Origin of the sequence: Corynebacterium sp. Marseille-P4611 (assembly GCF_916618765.1) — a bacterium.
Classification (GTDB): Bacteria; Actinomycetota; Actinomycetes; order Mycobacteriales; family Mycobacteriaceae; genus Corynebacterium; species Corynebacterium marquesiae.
In genome coordinates this window covers 447,437-461,709 of record NZ_CAKAKD010000001.1, presented here as the reverse complement: position 1 = coordinate 461,709, position 14,273 = coordinate 447,437, and the positions used below count along the sequence as shown (strand labels likewise).

Here is a 14,273-nt window from a genome sequence, read left to right as displayed (position 1 = left end):
AGTAATGAGCAATGAGCGATAATAAGAAGATTTTCGATTCCCTGAAAGATGCCGGCAGCGCTGCTTTTGAGGTAGCCAAGGACTTCGGTGGCCGCCTGCAAGAAGAACGCACCCAGCACGCTAATGGCGCGCAAGCGAAAAGCCCTTATGGCAACACTGGCAAGGACGGCCTAGTAGATAAAGCCGCCACCACCGCGAAGGAATTTGGTGCTTCCTTGAAGAAGGCCGCCGATGGCACCCGTGAGTCCGCGTCTTTCGCTGACGCCAAGGGCAAGTTCTCCACCGCCTATAACGAGACCCGCGAGGGCGTGATGGACGCCTATAATTCCGCGCAGGCCCGCCGTGCAGAAAAGAAGAATGCGGCGCGCCCTGGCCAGGATTCGGCTCCTTCGCAGGGCGATAATATTATCGATGGCGAAGTAATCGACACCGACGATCCACAGAATTAAACTACATGTATTTACTTTTGCAAATTGCGTACCACTTGGATGCCTATATTTTGCGCATCCTCGCCCTGACCGCCATCATCGGCGCGATTCTCGCCGCTACCACGCGTGAGGATGCCTTCCGGGCCGGCGACCGTAAGGATAAATGGGTGTGGGTAGGCCTGCTGGCCGGTTCCGCGGTAGCGATGGGCACCGGCTTGGCCTTTTTGTCTTGGATCGGCGCGGTCATTACCGGCGTGTACTGGTTTGATGTGCGCCCGCAGCTCAAGGCCATCATCAACGGTGATTACAGCTACTAATGCTTAACCTGCTTGCTGCCCCAGCCGCGATGGTCAAGGACCGCGCTGCCGATAACACCGTCCTCGTCTCCCCGCACCATGTTTCCATTGCCGCGGGGGCCGGCGCTGCCGATATTATCTCCGTCGCTGGCTATCCCACCGGCCGCCACCACACGCTCATCAAGGCCTCTGAGGCGCGCTTGGCCATTCAATCCGGCGCCAGCGAGGTGTGGGTCAGCCTCGATGAGACCGTGACGGATGCCAATGCCGTGCTCTCCGAGCTCATCGCCATCCGCGAGGCTTGCCCGGAACCGGCCCGCTTGGGCCTCATCGTGCCGGAGGCTGTGGGCACAGATGCGGCCGATGCCGCAGCTGCCGCAGTTACGGCTGCACAGCAGGCCGGTTATCAGCGTCTCATTGTGCGCAGTTCTGCCGCCGTGGACAACGAGGAATCCGGTGCCGGGGAAGAGGAGATGAAAAAAGGACCGGCGTTGGCCGCTGCCAAGCTTCCGGTCCTCGAATTTCCCGCTGCTGCGGTTTAGGCTGCTTTCTCCTGCGCGTCCTGCTGCGGCGCGCCATTGCCAGTGGCCCCGCCCTGGCCCGCGGAGTCACCGCCGCCTGCCAGCTTATCCATGTCATTCATCGGAACATCGGTGCCGGTGATGGTGAGCTTGAGCTCGCCATCGAGCACCTCTACTGAATCGACGTTCATGTCAGAACCCACGAATTGATCCGACATGCCGTTCTGCAGTGCGGAGGAGATGGCTTCGGTGGCCTGATCCGGCAGCTCAAGGCCAAAGATGGAGGCCTCGATAGCGCGGATATCGAGCTTTCCGTCGTGGGCGGTGGGCTCTAGCGAAAGGTTGGCTAGGCCGCCGGCGAACTTTACGTCTAGCACGTGGTCTTGCTCGTTGGCGGTGATCTCCGTGACCACCATATTGCCTATCTTCTCGCTGCCTGCCTGCTCGGAAATGCCCTTCTGGAAGGATGCCAGCAGGTAGTCATCCGGCACGGTGGTAGAAGCGCGTAGCTTGCCGGCTACCGGATTCTCCTGGTCGGTGCTCATATCTTCCACGTGGATCTCGGAGGCAGGTTGGCCCTTGATCTCGGGGCCGTCGATTTGCAGGGTGGACGGCGTGGTCATATCCATTTGGGAAATGGAACCCTTGAACAGCCCTACGAGCAATGGGCTGCCGCCAAAGCTGACGGAGGGATCTTCTTTGACCTGGATTCCCTCTTGCTCCGCGGCCTCGTTAAATTGCGAGGTCATCTGGTGACCGATGAACCAGCGCAGGCCGAACTCGGCCAAGAGGATGAGCACGAGCAGTGCTACAAGGATGCCAATGATGATTTTCCAGGCGAGTGAACCCGCCGATCTCTTCGAAGCCATGCGTACCAGTGTGGCGCATGAGATGGCGCGGGGCAAAGTTTGCGGGAGTTCTCGGGCACATTGCTAGGCACTTCACAGCTCCCCAGCTGCCATCAGCGCGCGGCGCGTTTAGTCCCGTGGCGCGACAGACTCCCAGTCCACGGTCAGCACATTATCGCGCAGGCGCCGGCGGACGGGGTGGATGTTAAAAGGGGGCGTCGGCAAGCATGGCGCGTGCCCTACGCCAGCGCACGCGCGGACCGTAAGGCGCCCAGCCGGCAGCCCGATCCCAAGCCTCGTCGGCGGCCTGAAGCAGCTCGTGGATGGGCTCGCCGGGCACGTTGCGGTGGATGAGGATTTTGGGCAGGCGCTCGGCAATATCGGAAGGGCGCGCCACATCAAACGGGTCCCACGCCAGGGTGAGTGTCCGCGGACCATGGGCATCGAGCAGCAACCAGGCCGCGCGCCGGCCGAGCTCATCGCAGGTGCCCTCCACAAAGAAGCCGCCCTGGGCAAGGCGGGAGCACACCGTCTGCCAGGCCTCTTCCACCTGGTCCACGTCATACTGGCGCAGCACATTAAACGCGCGCACTAGCTGCGGCCGGTACCCGGCCAGCTCAAAACCGCCCAGCTCGAAGCGCACGCCATCGCGCGGCGGCAGCACTCGGTCCGGGTGGATTTCCAGCCCGCGCACGTCTACCTGCGGATTCGCCCGGCGCAGCCACCCCGCCCACTCCACGGTGGTGGCATGCGAGGCCCCGTAGCCCACGTCGAGCGCCAGCGGGGTATCTACATGCCGCAGCAGCGCGGAAATCTCCGGGTGCGCGAGCATCCACCTATCGCAGCGGCGCAGCCGGTTGTGGTTGGTGGTGCCGCGGGTGATAACGCCAAAAGGCCGACCCGCAGCTGCGCTAGCGCGCAGATTATGTGCGTGGTCGGCCATAAATTTCGGTTCTGTAGAACTTAGGCGTTCTCAGAGATCCACTGTTCGGTCAGCTTGCCCTCGTTATCGAAGAGCTCAGCCAGGGACTCGCCCACCTTCGGCTCGATGGCGGCGCCCATCATCGGGATATTGACGGAGATCTCGTTGACGTAGGACAGCTTGGTCATCTCGCCCTCGCCAGCCAGGGAGATATCGCCCTTGAAATCAACTGGGGTGCCCTTGACATCCGCGGTGTAGTTAACGTCAGCAGCCTCGCCGCTGAGCTCGCCCACGGTAACCACGCGCTTGACCTTCAGGTCCTGGGAGACCATGGCGCGCACTGCCTCTGGCAGCAGGGTGGTCGGCAGAACCTCGAAGAGGGTGGCTACGTTATCGCTGAAGTCGTGCACCTGGCCCGCCTCAGGGGAGAGGTTGGCCACGATGTACTCCCAGTATTCCTTGGTGAGCAGCGCCTTGTGAACCTTTTCGATGGGCTGATTGATGGTTACGGTGTTTTCACTACGGGTTGACATGCCTAACAGACTACCTTGGTAGGCGTGCTTGATAAATCTTTGACGCAACAGCTCACAGAGATCGACGGGGTAGAACTGGACCCCGCCGCCACCTTCGCGGACCTGACTACGCTGCGTGTAGGCGGAAAACCGCAGGCCGCACTGCGCTGCTCGCAGCCAGAGGCCGCCGTCGCCGTGGTGCGTGCCCTTGATCACGCCGAAGTGAAATTCATCGTCGTTGGCGGCGGATCGAACCTCTTGGTGGCCGATGGCGGAGTGGATCTCGTCGCGGTCATCCTCGACTTCGACGAGGTCTCTATGGACACCGAAACCGGCGTGGTGCGCGCACAGGCGGGCGCCGTCTGGGATGACGTGGTGGCTCGCTCCGTGCAGCTCGGCCTGGGTGGCATCGAGTGCCTCTCCGGCATCCCCGGCACCGTGGGTGCGGTCCCGGTGCAGAATGTGGGTGCTTATGGCGCGGAGATCTCTGAGGTCCTTACCCGCGTGCGCCTTTATAACCGCCGCACCGATAGCGATGAGTGGGTCCCCGCCTCCGATCTGGAGCTAGCGTATCGCTATTCCAACCTGAAATTCACCGGCCGCGCCGTGGTCCTTGAGGTGGAGCTGCAGCTCGATACCGAGGGCCTTTCCCGCCCGCTGCGCTTTGGCCAGCTCACCCAGAATCCGGGCGAGCGCCGCCCCGTGGCCGAGGTCCGCGAGCAGGTCCTCAAGCTGCGCCGCGGCAAGGGCATGGTGCTCGACCCCACCGACCATGACACCTGGTCCGCTGGCTCTTTCTTTACCAACCCGGTGGTGGACTCCGCTCTTGCCGACGCCGTCCAGGCCAAGGTCCGTGCCTCGCTTGGCGACGCCACCGCAGACTCCATGCCCCGCCACCCCTCTGCCGAGACCGGCCGGGAAAAGCTCTCCGCCGCCTGGCTCATTGACCGCGCCGGGTTTGCCAAGGGCTACCCGGGCTCCGGCCGGGCCACGCTCTCGACGAAGCACACGCTGGCGCTGACCAACCGCGGCGAGGCTAAGGCCGCCGATATCGTGGAGCTTGCCCGCACCATCCGGGACGGTGTCCGCGATGCTTTCGATGTGGAGCTCGTGCCCGAACCCGTCTGGATCGGCCTTTCCCTCGACGAGTAGCGCGCGACTGCGCTTTCGCTCCGGGCTCTAGGGCCTAAAACCTACAAAGCAGCCACGATAGCGCCCTTGACCACACGGTTTTCGGGACTATCGTGGCCGCTTTTTCAGTTCGGCAACTAGCGTGCCGGCGCATCCGCCTAGCTTAGGCGGCCATGACCTGGAGCCACTCATCCTTAGCACCCAAGAATGCGCGGGCCGCCTCCTGCGCGCCCTCCAAGCTGTGGTGCGCACCCCAGCCGCACTGCTCTTCGTTGGCGGCCGGTACCTCGGTAGCGTTAAGAATATCGTTGAGCGCGCCTTCCACCGCGCGCAGCAGCTCATCTTGCTCCATGCCGTTGGTGATGGCATAGAAGCCAGTGCGGCAGCCCATCGGGGCGAAACCGATGAGCTTATCGGTGTAATTGCGCATGAAGTTTGCCATCATGTGCTCCACCGAATGCAGCGCCTTGGTATCCAGGTGGTCCTGGTTCGGCTGGCAGAAGCGCAGGTCATACTTGATGATTTCGACGCCGCCGCCCAAATCCGTGCGATCGGCCACGCGGATATATGGTGCGCTGACTAGGCGGTGGTCGAGTTCGAAGGACTTCACGTTGAGCTTTTTATCATTCTGTTCAGTCATGTCTCTCCAGTGTAATCACAGCTGAGTGTCACTTCCTGAAATAGATTCTTTACCGCATACGCTGGGATAATATGAGCACACTGGACGATTCCGCCGAGGTTCCTGGCGCCGCACGCACCCCTGGGGACTTGCCTTCTGCTGAACAGCCTGGCGGCACTCCGTCGAGCGCCGCGGCTACTCCGGTGAGCGAATCCGTCTACGAGGGCGCGGATAAGATTGTGCCCAGTACCGCGCCCACCGTGGTCAAGATTGAGGGCCACACCGATGAATTGGACCCCCTGGCCTGCGGCAACCGCTTGCGTAAGGAAAGCTGGGGGCTGGTGGTGCGCCGCGTGTGGGCCGATTTCTTCCACGATGCCTTGATGGACCGTGCGGCCACGATGACGTACTTCACGCTTATGGCCTTTGCCCCTACGGTGCTCGCGGCCTATTCGATAGCGACGCTCATCTTTTCCTCTCGGCGCGCCGAGGTACACGAATTAACTTCGCAGTTCATTGCAGACTACGTGCCCAGTTCGATGACGGAGCAGGCCGAGCACCTCGTGGGCTCCATCATTGGTTCCACGGCACAAGGCACCTTCGCGCTGGTGGTATCCGTGCTGGTTTCTCTTTTTGCCGCCTCGGCCTACGTGCGTGCCTTCTCCCGCACCGCCAATATCGTTTACGGGCGGGTAGAAGGCCGCGGGATTATCCGCACTTGGGCGCTCATGTGGGGGCTTACCATCATCTTGGTCATCGGCGCGGTCATCGTGCTTTTTGCCAACCTGCTGCGCGATACCATTGTGAGCGGTGTGGTCGAACCGCTGGCTGGCAAGCTGGACATGCAAGGCACCGCGGATTTTTTGGGCGGCATCTTTATGCCAGTGTGGAATTGGCTGCGCTTCCCGCTCACCGTGGTGATCGTGCTGAGCTTGATCGCTATCTTGTATCACTTTTCCCCGAATGTGCGACCGGCGCGCTTTCGCTGGATAACCCTCGGCTCCGTAGTGGCGCTTAGCGCCAATGTGGTGGTGTGGGGAGCTTTCGCTCTCTATACCCAGCGATTTGCTGGTGCCAGCGTCTACGGCGCCTTCAGCCTCATCATGGCTGTATTCATGGCCGTGTGGCTATCTAATACGATGCTCATTTTGGGCATCAAAATCGATGCGGAGGTTCTGCGCGCCAAAGAACTGCAATTGGGCCGGCACGCCGCGCGGCATATTCAGGCCCCGCCGCGTTCCGACGCCGCCGCTAAAGCCCAAGCCCGCGCCCAGCACGACCTTGAGGAGCGAGCCGAGCGCATCTACGAACAGGCGGTGCGCCGAGAAGCGCGTGAAGAAGGCTAGCCCTGGTTGAGCAGGGCGAGGAGATCGCGTTGGACATCGCGGCGGCGCAGCTTGCCCAGCTGGTCGGCGGCGAGCGTCTCCATGGCAAAGAAGCGCTGCGGGACCTTATAACGTGCCAACAACCCGCGGCAATGGTCGCGCAAGGCAGACTCGTCGAGTTGCGCGCCGGGGGCAAGCACCACGCAAGCGGCGACATCCTCTGAACCATCGGAGCGAGGAACGCCCACGACTGCGGCCTGGGCAATATCAGGATGGGAGGCTAAGGCCTCCTCAACCTCGCCGGGATAGACATTGAAGCCACCGGTGATGATGATTTCCTTGATGCGGCCCACCAACCGGATATGGCCATCGGGCTCGCGAACGCCCATGTCTCCGGTGCGGAACCAGCCTTCATGGAAGGCGGCGGCGGTGGCGGGGGCGTCGGCAAGGTAGCCGCTAAAGACCTGCGGGCCGCGGGCGAGGATCTCGCCGGCCTCGCCATCCGGCTGGGTGCGGCTGAGGTCGTGAGGATCGCCGATGCGCAGCTGCGTATCCGGCAGTGGCAGGCCGATGGTGCCGGCGCGCCGGGCGTCACTAAGGGGATTGATGGTCAGCACGGGAGAGGTTTCCGTAAGCCCATAGCCTTCCACCAGCATGCCGCCGGTGCGTGCTTCCCAGGGATCGATGATGCGCGAGGGCAGCGAGGCCGCGCCCGAGATGGAATAGCGCACCCCGCCGAGATCCGTGGGGGCGGATGAGCCAGCGGCGGTGGGCGCGGCCGCCATGGCCCGCTCGTAGATGGTGGGCACGCCCGGCATCCAGGTGGGGCGGCGCGTGGCTAGTGCCTTGGTCACCGCGTCGGTGTGTGGGGCAGGCAGCAGGATGATCTCGGCCGCGCAGCGCACCGCGAGGAGCACACTCATCGTCAGGCCATAGGAATGGAACATGGGCAGCGCGGCTAGAAAGCGCTCGTGGCCGGAACGTAGCGGGGCCTGGGTTTCTAGCTGCAGGCAGTTCGCCGCGAGGTTGCCGTGGGTTAAGACCACGCCCTTGGGGCGGGCGGTGGTGCCGGAGGTGTAGAGGATAAGGGCGGCGTCGGCAAGCGTGGCTGGGTGCGCCTCCACTGGGGTGCCGTTTAGCGGAAGCGGTGCGCTAAGGGAGACGGAGATGGTGGTCTCTACCTGAGCGGAGACGGTGGGGGCGATGTCCTCCCAGGCAATCGCCACGCGGGCGCCATGGTGGGCGAGCAGCGGGGTGAGCTCGTGCGCGGTATAGCGCGGGTTATGCTCCACCACCACCGCGCCCAAGCGCAGGATGGCGAAGAATGCCACCACGTGCTGCGGGCAATTGGGCAGCAGGAGCGCCACGCGGTCGCCGGGCTGCACGCCCATCTCGCGCAGGGCCCCAGCCGCGGCCGCCACCTGGGCATCGAGCTCGCCATAGGTCAGTGTCTGGCCGGCGAAGTAGGTGGCGGGGCGCTGCGGAAACCTCGCGACGGCGGCGGCGAGGAAATCCGTCAAGGTGGCACCGTAATGAATATCTGCCATAGCCGCTAAGTTTAGGCCTTCGTCCCCAGCAGCTCGAGTAGGTCCTTGCGCACCTGGTGGCGGCGGATTTTGCCTAGGTGGTCGCGCGCCAGTTCTTCGAAGTGGTAGAAGGTGCGCGGCACCTTATAGCGGGTGAGGCTCTCGCGGCAGAATTCCTTCAAGCCCTCGGGATCGAGCACGGCGCCATCGCGCAGGGTGACGCAGCCGACGACGTCCTCCGAGCCATCCTGGCGCGGGCGGCCCACGGCGGCGACATCCACCACGTCGGGGTGCTGGGCAATCGCCTCTTCTACCTCTGCGGGGTAGACGTTGAAGCCGCCGGTGATGATGATTTCTTTGATGCGGCTGACCAGCTTGATATAGCCATCCGGCTCCATGAGCGCCATATCGCCGGTGCGGAACCAGCCATTGTGAAAGGTCGTTTCAGTGGCGGCGGCATTGCCAAAATAACCCTGGAAAATCTGCGGGCCGCGCGCGAGCATCTCACCCGGTTGGCCGTCGGGCTGGGTTTCATCCAGGTTTTCGGGGTTGGCAATGCGCACTTCCGTATCCGGGAAGGGCACGCCCACATAGCCGGGGCGGTGCTTGCCATTCATGGGGTTGGCGGTGAGGACCGGGGAGGTTTCTGTCATACCGAATCCTTCCACGAGCCGGCCGCCAGTCAGGGCCTCCCAGCGCTCCACAATCTCTACGGGCAGCGTGGCGGCGCCGGAGAAGGCATTGCGGATGCCGCTTAGGTCCACGTCCTTTTCTTCCGCTGCGTCCATGATTTTTTGATACAGCGTGGGCACGCCCGGAAGCCAGGTAGGCGTGCGCTTTTTCACGATGTCCAGAATGAGCGGCATTTGTGGGGAGGGGACAAGGATGAGCTCGGCGCCCAAGTAGATGCTGAAGACGCACAGCGTGGTCATGCCATAGGCGTGGAAGATGGGCAGTGCCGCGAGGAAGCGCTCTTGTTGCTTGCCCATCTGCGGCACCCAGGCCTTGCCCTGGATGGCGTTGGCAATGAGGTTGCCATGCGAAAGTAGCGCGCCCTTGGGCTTACCGGTGGTGCCGGAGGTGTAGAGGATAAGCGCAATATCGTCTTGGGAGATCTCAGGGACATCGAGATCCGAGCCATCGCCGCCGATGGCCGAGCCGATGAGGGTGGACCACTCCACGGTATTGGGCGCGGGCCTGGTGAGCTGCTCGCGCTTGGCGGCCAGCGGCGGGATGGGCAGGCGCAGCGCGAGGCGCTTGAGCGGGGGCATGGCCTCGACCATGTTGACGGAGACGATGGTTTCTAGCGGGGTGGTCGAGCGCAGCTTTTCCAGCGTGGAGGCGGTTTTGTCCCAGGAGATAGCCACACGCGCGCCATGGTCATTGAGCAGCCCTTCCAGCTCCGGGGCGGTGTAGAGCGGGTTGTGCTCGACCACGGTGGCACCAAGTAGCTGCACCGCATAGAAGGCTGCGACGTGCTGGGGACAGTTGGGCAGGACGATGGCCACCTTGTCACCCGGGCGAATGCCAAAGGCCTTGAGCCCGGCCGCGGCGGCGCGCACCTGGGCATCAAGCTCCGCGTAGGTTTGCGTGCGGCCGAAGAAGTAGGTGGCGGATTTATTGGCGTTGGCCCGTAGGTTATCGCGGTAGTAGTCGACGATGGTCTTATCGCCGTAGTCCAGCGTGTGTGGGGTCCAGGCGCTGTAGTGTTCGAGCCAGGCTCGGGAGGTGGAAGCGGACACGCGAAAAACCTTTCGTTTGGCTACAAAAACTATTTCTGAGGGGGTAGCATATCCCAAACGCGAAGAAGCCCTCTAGTTTTCTTCTAATGTCAGCAAAAAACGTTTGGCTTCCAGACCACCCGCGTAGCCGCCGAGCCCGCCATCGCTGCGCAGTACACGGTGGCACGGCCGCACGATGAGCAGGGGATTGGCGCCGCACGCACTGCCCACGGCCCGTGTCGCGCTGGGGCGGCCGAGTAATTTAGCGACGTCGCGGTAGGTGACCGTCTCCCCGTAGCCAATTTCCGCCAACTGCGCATGCACCGCGGCGCGGAAGTCGGTCGTCGCAGGCGGGTCGAGGGGAAGCTCGAAGGAGTGGCGCCGGCCGGCGAAGTACTCCGTAAGCTGCGCCTGGGCGGCATCGAGCACGTCTGCACTGCGCTTTCCGACGTCCCCTTCTTCCACACCGCCCATCTCTTTCTGCAGGATGCTGGCTGCGGTGAATTCGACACGGGAAAGCCCCCGCGGGCTCGCCTGCAGGCGCAGGGGTCCGAGGGGGCTATCGATAAGGCGGAACATCTCAGTTCTGTTCGGCCTCGAGGCGGCGGATGAGGTCTGCCTGGACCTCGCGGCGGCGGATCTTGCCCATCTGGTCCTTGGCCAGCTCCTCAAAATGGTAGAAGGTGCGCGGGACCTTGTAGCGGGTCAGGCGCTCGCGGCAGTAGTCCTTGAGTCCCTCCGGATCCAAGGCGGCGCCATCGGCGAGGTCGAGGCAGGCCACGACGTCCTCGGAGCCGTCCTCGCGCGGGCGGCCGACCACGGCGACGTCATCGATGCTCGGGTGCTCGCGCAGGATTTCTTCCACCTCGCCCGGATACACGTTGAAGCCGCCGGTGATGATGATTTCCTTGATGCGACTGACCAGGCGGATGAAACCATCCTCTTCCATGACGCCCATGTCACCGGTACGGAACCACTCACCGTGGAAGGCGGCCTCGGTGGCCTCGTCATTGTTGAGGTAGCCCTTGAAGATCTGCGGGCCGCGGGCCAGCACCTCGCCCTCAACGCCGTCCGGTTGTGTCTCATCCAGGTTATCCGGGTTGGCAATGCGCACCTGGGTATCCGGGAACGGGATGCCCACGTAACCTGGGCGGCGGTCGGTGCTCATGGGGTTGCCCACGATAATCGGCGAGCACTCAGTGAGGCCATAGCCCTCCACTAAGAGGCCGCCGGTGTAGTTCTCCCACTTGTTGACCGTGTCCGAAGGCAGGGTAGACGCACCGGAGAAGGCCGCGCGCACACCTTTGAGGGGGATTTCCTGATCCTCGGCGGCCTTCACGATGCGCTCGTAGAGCGTCGGTACGCCCGGAACCCAGGTCGGGGTGTGCTTCTTCATCAACTGCATAATGAGCGACATATCGGGCTTCGGCAGAATGACCAGCTCGCCGCCGATGAACTGTGCCAAGGTCACATTCATGGTCAGGCCATAAGCATGGAAGAAGGGGAGGGCGGCTAGCATACGCTCCGGCTTATCGCCCAGGCCAGGAACCCACGCCTTGCCCTGCATCAGGTTGGAAAAGAGGTTGCCGTGCGAGAGCATGGCCCCCTTCGGGGCGCCGGTGGTGCCAGAGGTGTACATGATGAGCGCGATGGTGTCCTTGTCCACGTCTTCCGGCGTGGTGATATCGCTGCCGTCGCCGCCGATGGCGTTGCCCACCAAGGTTTCCCACGGCACGGTATTAGGTGCCGGGGACGATAGCTGCTCGCGCTTGGACTTCAGCGGCGGGATGGGCAGGCGCAGGGCGGCGCGCTGCAGGGTGGGCATGGCGTTGATCATGTTGATGGACACGACTGTTTCCAGGTTGGTGGTCGCGCGCAGCTTCTCCAAGGTCGGCGCTGCCTTATCCCAGGCGATGGCGATGCGCGCACCGTGATCCTGGAAGAGCCCTTCAAGCTCGTGGGCGGTGTAGAGCGGGTTGTGCAGTACCACCTGGGCGCCCAGCTTCAAGATGGCGTAGAACGCCGCGATGTACTGCGGCGAGTTCGGTGCCACGATGGCGACTCGGTCACCGGGACGCACACCGAAGGCCTTCAAGCCAGCGGCCGCAGCGCGAACCTGACGGTCCAGCTCCGCATACGTTTGGGTGCGCCCGAAGAAGTAGGTGGCCGGTTTATCGGCGTTGACCTCAAGGTTGTTGTCGTAGATATCCAGCAACGTGGTGTCGCCGTACTCGAGGTGGTGCGGTGTCCATTCCGGGTAATACTGGAGCCAAGCCTGTGATTCGTATGCGGACAAAACTATACCTTTCGGTAGCGTAGGTTTCTGGCAGGGGCCAGTATAGCGCCGGTAGAATTGAGCGCCATGCGCATCGCCATGATCTCTATGCATACCTCGCCGATTGAACAGCCCGGCTCGGGGGATGCCGGCGGCATGAACGTCTATGTCCTCAATAGTGCGCGCCAACTGGCTCGCCGGGGAATAGAGGTCGACGTCTATACCCGCGCCACTCGGCCTAGCCAGGGCGAAATCATTGAGGTTGAACCCCATCTGCGCGTCATTAATATCGTCGCCGGGCCGTACGAGGGTCTGGATAAAGAGGATCTGCCGACCCAACTGGCCGCTTTCGCGGGCGGCATGGTGCAATTTGCCAAGTGGCAGGGCAAGAAATATGACCTTATTCACTCCCACTACTGGCTCTCCGGCCAGGTGGGCTGGCTGCTACGGGATCTCTGGGGCATTCCGCTCATCCACACGGCCCATACCCTCGCCGCGGTGAAAAACGCCTCCCGGACCGCGGATGACACCTTGGAGTCCGAGGCCCGCCGCATCTGCGAGCAGCAACTGGTGGATAACGCGGACCTGCTCGTGGTCAATACCGAGCAAGAAGCCCGCGATTTGGCCGAACACTATGATGCCGAGTGCGACATCATTCGCGTAGTCTCGCCCGGTGCCGACGTAGAACTTTTTACCCCTGGCACGGACCGCAATACCGAGCGCTCCCGCCGCGAGTTGGGCATTCCGCTGCACACTAAGGTGGTGGCCTTTGTGGGGCGCTTACAAAAATTCAAGGGCCCAGAGGTCCTCATTCGCGCCACGGCCGAGCTCTTCCGCCGCGAACCAGCGCGCAACCTGCGCGTGGTCATCTGTGGTGGCCCGTCGGGGGCGAATACGGCGCCGGAGGCCTATAGGGAGTTGGCGCGCGAGTTGGGCGTCGATAAGCGCGTGCGCTTTTTAGGCGCCCGCCCGCCAGAGGAGCTGGTGGGGGTCTACCGCGCGGCCGATATCGTAGCGGTGCCCAGCTATAACGAGTCCTTCGGTCTGGTGTCGCTGGAGGCCCAGGCTTCTGGCACGCCGGTGGTAGCCGCGGCCGTCGGCGGGCTGCCCATCGCTGTGGCCGACGAGGAGACCGGCTTGCTGGTGCACTCGCATGACCCGTCCGACTGGGCCGATGCTCTAGCCCGCCTGCTTGACGACGACCCCATGCGCATCGCCATGGGCGAAGCCGCCGTCGCCCACGCCGCACGCTTTAGCTGGGCCAGCTCCGCTGCTGCGCTCGCAGAAATCTATGACGAGGCCAGCCGCATCGAGGTTCCAGACTGCCATCAACGGCGGGCAAGTGGAGATTAAACGTCCTACGCCGGAAGCCATTTCATGGCATGCTGGAGGCATGACTAACGGAAAACTGATTCTTCTTCGCCATGGCCAATCCAAGTGGAACGAGTCCAACCAGTTCACTGGCTGGGTCGATGTAGATCTGACCGAAAAGGGTGAGGCAGAAGCCAAGCGCGGCGGCGAGCTGCTCGCGCAGGAAGGCGTTCTGCCCGATGTCCTGTATACCTCTCTTTTGCGTCGCGCTATCCGCACCGCAAATATCGCTCTCAACGCCGCCGACCGCCACTGGATCCCAGTGGTGCGCGATTGGCGCCTCAACGAGCGCCACTACGGCGCCCTGCAGGGCCTGAACAAGGCCGAGACCAAGGAAGAGTACGGCGAGGAAAAGTTCATGGCATGGCGTCGCTCCTATGACACGCGCCCGCCGGAGCTGGCCGATGACTCCGAGTATTCCCAGACCAATGACCCGCGCTACGCAGAACTAGACAAGGTTCCGCAGACCGAGTGCCTCAAGGATGTTGTCGCCCGCTTTGTGCCGTACTTTGAAGAAGAAATCCTTCCGCGCGCCAAGAAGGGCGAGACTGTGCTCATCGCCGCTCACGGCAACTCCCTGCGCGCACTGGTTAAGCACCTGGACAATATCTCTGATGATGATATTGCCGGCCTGAACATTCCAACCGGCATCCCGCTGGTCTATGAGATCACCGAGGACGGCTCCGTAGTAAACCCAGGTGGCACTTACCTGGATCCGGAAGCCGCCGCTGCTGGTGCCGCCGCCGTTGCTGCACAGGGCGGTAAGTAAGAAACTGCG

General features: G+C 62.9%; 14 protein-coding genes and 1 pseudogene. 7 read left to right on the top strand and 8 right to left on the bottom strand.

Going from position 1 to position 14,273, the window contains the following annotated elements:
* Positions 1–11: 11 nt before the first annotated feature.
* Genes LG376_RS02355 through LG376_RS02345 form a run of 3 tightly spaced genes read left to right on the top strand, consistent with a single transcriptional unit; the run spans position 12 to position 1,266 of the window.
* Complete coding sequence (locus LG376_RS02355) at positions 12–449, top strand: CGLAU_01105 family protein (protein ID WP_225746048.1); 438 nt, start codon at positions 12–14, stop codon at positions 447–449.
* A gap of 5 nt (positions 450–454) precedes the next feature.
* Entirely contained in the window at positions 455–745 is a 291-nt protein-coding gene (locus LG376_RS02350; RefSeq protein WP_225746047.1) for a DUF2516 family protein, read from the top strand.
* Positions 745–1,266 carry a deoxyribose-phosphate aldolase gene (locus tag LG376_RS02345; protein WP_225746046.1) on the top strand — a complete coding sequence of 174 codons (522 nt, stop codon included), beginning with the start codon at positions 745–747 and terminating at the stop codon, positions 1,264–1,266. The genes LG376_RS02350 and LG376_RS02345 overlap by 1 nt, the downstream gene beginning before the upstream one ends.
* Here the strand turns inward: LG376_RS02345 and LG376_RS02340 are convergent.
* The 3 genes and pseudogenes from LG376_RS02340 to LG376_RS02330 all read right to left on the bottom strand — a co-directional run bounded on the left by LG376_RS02340 (position 1,263) and on the right by LG376_RS02330 (position 3,548).
* Positions 1,263–2,114, bottom strand: a complete 852-nt coding sequence (locus LG376_RS02340) for a DUF2993 domain-containing protein (RefSeq protein ID WP_225746045.1) — start codon at positions 2,112–2,114, stop codon at positions 1,263–1,265. The genes LG376_RS02345 and LG376_RS02340 overlap by 4 nt on opposite strands.
* 108 nt (positions 2,115–2,222) lie before the next feature.
* Positions 2,223–3,036: pseudogene (locus tag LG376_RS02335) on the bottom strand (class I SAM-dependent methyltransferase).
* 20 nt (positions 3,037–3,056) lie between these two features.
* The gene (locus LG376_RS02330; RefSeq protein WP_198492435.1) at positions 3,057–3,548 is read right to left on the bottom strand and encodes a DUF2505 domain-containing protein; all 492 of its coding nucleotides are present in this window, start codon (positions 3,546–3,548) and stop codon (positions 3,057–3,059) included.
* 24 nt (positions 3,549–3,572) lie between these two features.
* Between LG376_RS02330 and LG376_RS02325 the strand changes: the two genes are divergently transcribed.
* Complete coding sequence (locus LG376_RS02325; RefSeq protein ID WP_225746044.1) at positions 3,573–4,679, top strand: UDP-N-acetylmuramate dehydrogenase; 1,107 nt, start codon at positions 3,573–3,575, stop codon at positions 4,677–4,679.
* 142 nt (positions 4,680–4,821) lie between these two features.
* On the opposite strand, the gene LG376_RS02320 is transcribed toward LG376_RS02325, so the two are convergent.
* The gene (locus tag LG376_RS02320; RefSeq protein WP_023020462.1) at positions 4,822–5,298 is read right to left on the bottom strand and encodes an S-ribosylhomocysteine lyase; all 477 of its coding nucleotides are present in this window, start codon (positions 5,296–5,298) and stop codon (positions 4,822–4,824) included.
* Positions 5,299–5,369: 71 nt separating this feature from the next.
* Here LG376_RS02320 and LG376_RS02315 point away from each other — a divergent pair, with 71 nt between their 5' ends.
* Positions 5,370–6,623 carry a YihY/virulence factor BrkB family protein gene (locus LG376_RS02315; protein WP_225746043.1) on the top strand — a complete coding sequence of 418 codons (1,254 nt, stop codon included), beginning with the start codon at positions 5,370–5,372 and terminating at the stop codon, positions 6,621–6,623.
* Here the strand turns inward: LG376_RS02315 and LG376_RS02310 are convergent.
* The 4 genes from LG376_RS02310 to LG376_RS02295 all read right to left on the bottom strand — a co-directional run bounded on the left by LG376_RS02310 (position 6,620) and on the right by LG376_RS02295 (position 12,145).
* Positions 6,620–8,149, bottom strand: coding sequence for an AMP-binding protein (locus LG376_RS02310; protein WP_225746042.1), 1,530 nt, complete (start codon positions 8,147–8,149; stop codon positions 6,620–6,622). The two genes, LG376_RS02315 and LG376_RS02310, sit on opposite strands and share 4 nt — an antisense overlap.
* 11 nt (positions 8,150–8,160) lie before the next feature.
* Positions 8,161–9,870 (bottom strand): long-chain-fatty-acid--CoA ligase, encoded by a 1,710-nt coding sequence (locus LG376_RS02305; RefSeq protein ID WP_225746041.1) that lies wholly within the window; start codon positions 9,868–9,870, stop codon positions 8,161–8,163.
* A 72-nt stretch (positions 9,871–9,942) separates the two neighbouring features.
* Complete coding sequence (locus tag LG376_RS02300) at positions 9,943–10,428, bottom strand: methylated-DNA--[protein]-cysteine S-methyltransferase (protein WP_225746040.1); 486 nt, start codon at positions 10,426–10,428, stop codon at positions 9,943–9,945.
* 1 nt (position 10,429) lies between these two features.
* Positions 10,430–12,145 (bottom strand): long-chain-fatty-acid--CoA ligase, encoded by a 1,716-nt coding sequence (locus LG376_RS02295; protein WP_049377836.1) that lies wholly within the window; start codon positions 12,143–12,145, stop codon positions 10,430–10,432.
* Positions 12,146–12,211: 66 nt separating this feature from the next.
* Between LG376_RS02295 and mshA the strand changes: the two genes are divergently transcribed.
* A complete protein-coding gene (mshA, locus tag LG376_RS02290; RefSeq protein ID WP_049377837.1) occupies positions 12,212–13,477 on the top strand; it encodes a D-inositol-3-phosphate glycosyltransferase in 1,266 nt (421 codons plus the stop codon).
* Between the two features lie 40 nt (positions 13,478–13,517).
* Complete coding sequence (locus LG376_RS02285; protein ID WP_049377838.1) at positions 13,518–14,264, top strand: phosphoglyceromutase; 747 nt, start codon at positions 13,518–13,520, stop codon at positions 14,262–14,264.
* Positions 14,265–14,273 lie beyond the last annotated feature (9 nt).

What these genes read in the sequence shown, in the direction of transcription:
- LG376_RS02355 (WP_225746048.1), top strand. Translation starts at nt 12, where the DNA reads ATGAGCGATAATAAGAAGATTTTCGATTCCCTGAAAGATGCCGGCAGC.
- LG376_RS02350 (WP_225746047.1), top strand. Translation starts at nt 455, where the DNA reads ATGTATTTACTTTTGCAAATTGCGTACCACTTGGATGCCTATATTTTG.
- LG376_RS02345 (WP_225746046.1), top strand. Translation starts at nt 745, where the DNA reads ATGCTTAACCTGCTTGCTGCCCCAGCCGCGATGGTCAAGGACCGCGCT.
- LG376_RS02340 (WP_225746045.1), bottom strand. Translation starts at nt 2,114, where the DNA reads ATGGCTTCGAAGAGATCGGCGGGTTCACTCGCCTGGAAAATCATCATT.
- LG376_RS02330 (WP_198492435.1), bottom strand. Translation starts at nt 3,548, where the DNA reads ATGTCAACCCGTAGTGAAAACACCGTAACCATCAATCAGCCCATCGAA.
- LG376_RS02320 (WP_023020462.1), bottom strand. Translation starts at nt 5,298, where the DNA reads ATGACTGAACAGAATGATAAAAAGCTCAACGTGAAGTCCTTCGAACTC.
- LG376_RS02315 (WP_225746043.1), top strand. Translation starts at nt 5,370, where the DNA reads ATGAGCACACTGGACGATTCCGCCGAGGTTCCTGGCGCCGCACGCACC.
- LG376_RS02310 (WP_225746042.1), bottom strand. Translation starts at nt 8,149, where the DNA reads ATGGCAGATATTCATTACGGTGCCACCTTGACGGATTTCCTCGCCGCC.
- LG376_RS02300 (WP_225746040.1), bottom strand. Translation starts at nt 10,428, where the DNA reads ATGTTCCGCCTTATCGATAGCCCCCTCGGACCCCTGCGCCTGCAGGCG.
- mshA (WP_049377837.1), top strand. Translation starts at nt 12,212, where the DNA reads ATGCGCATCGCCATGATCTCTATGCATACCTCGCCGATTGAACAGCCC.
- LG376_RS02285 (WP_049377838.1), top strand. Translation starts at nt 13,518, where the DNA reads ATGACTAACGGAAAACTGATTCTTCTTCGCCATGGCCAATCCAAGTGG.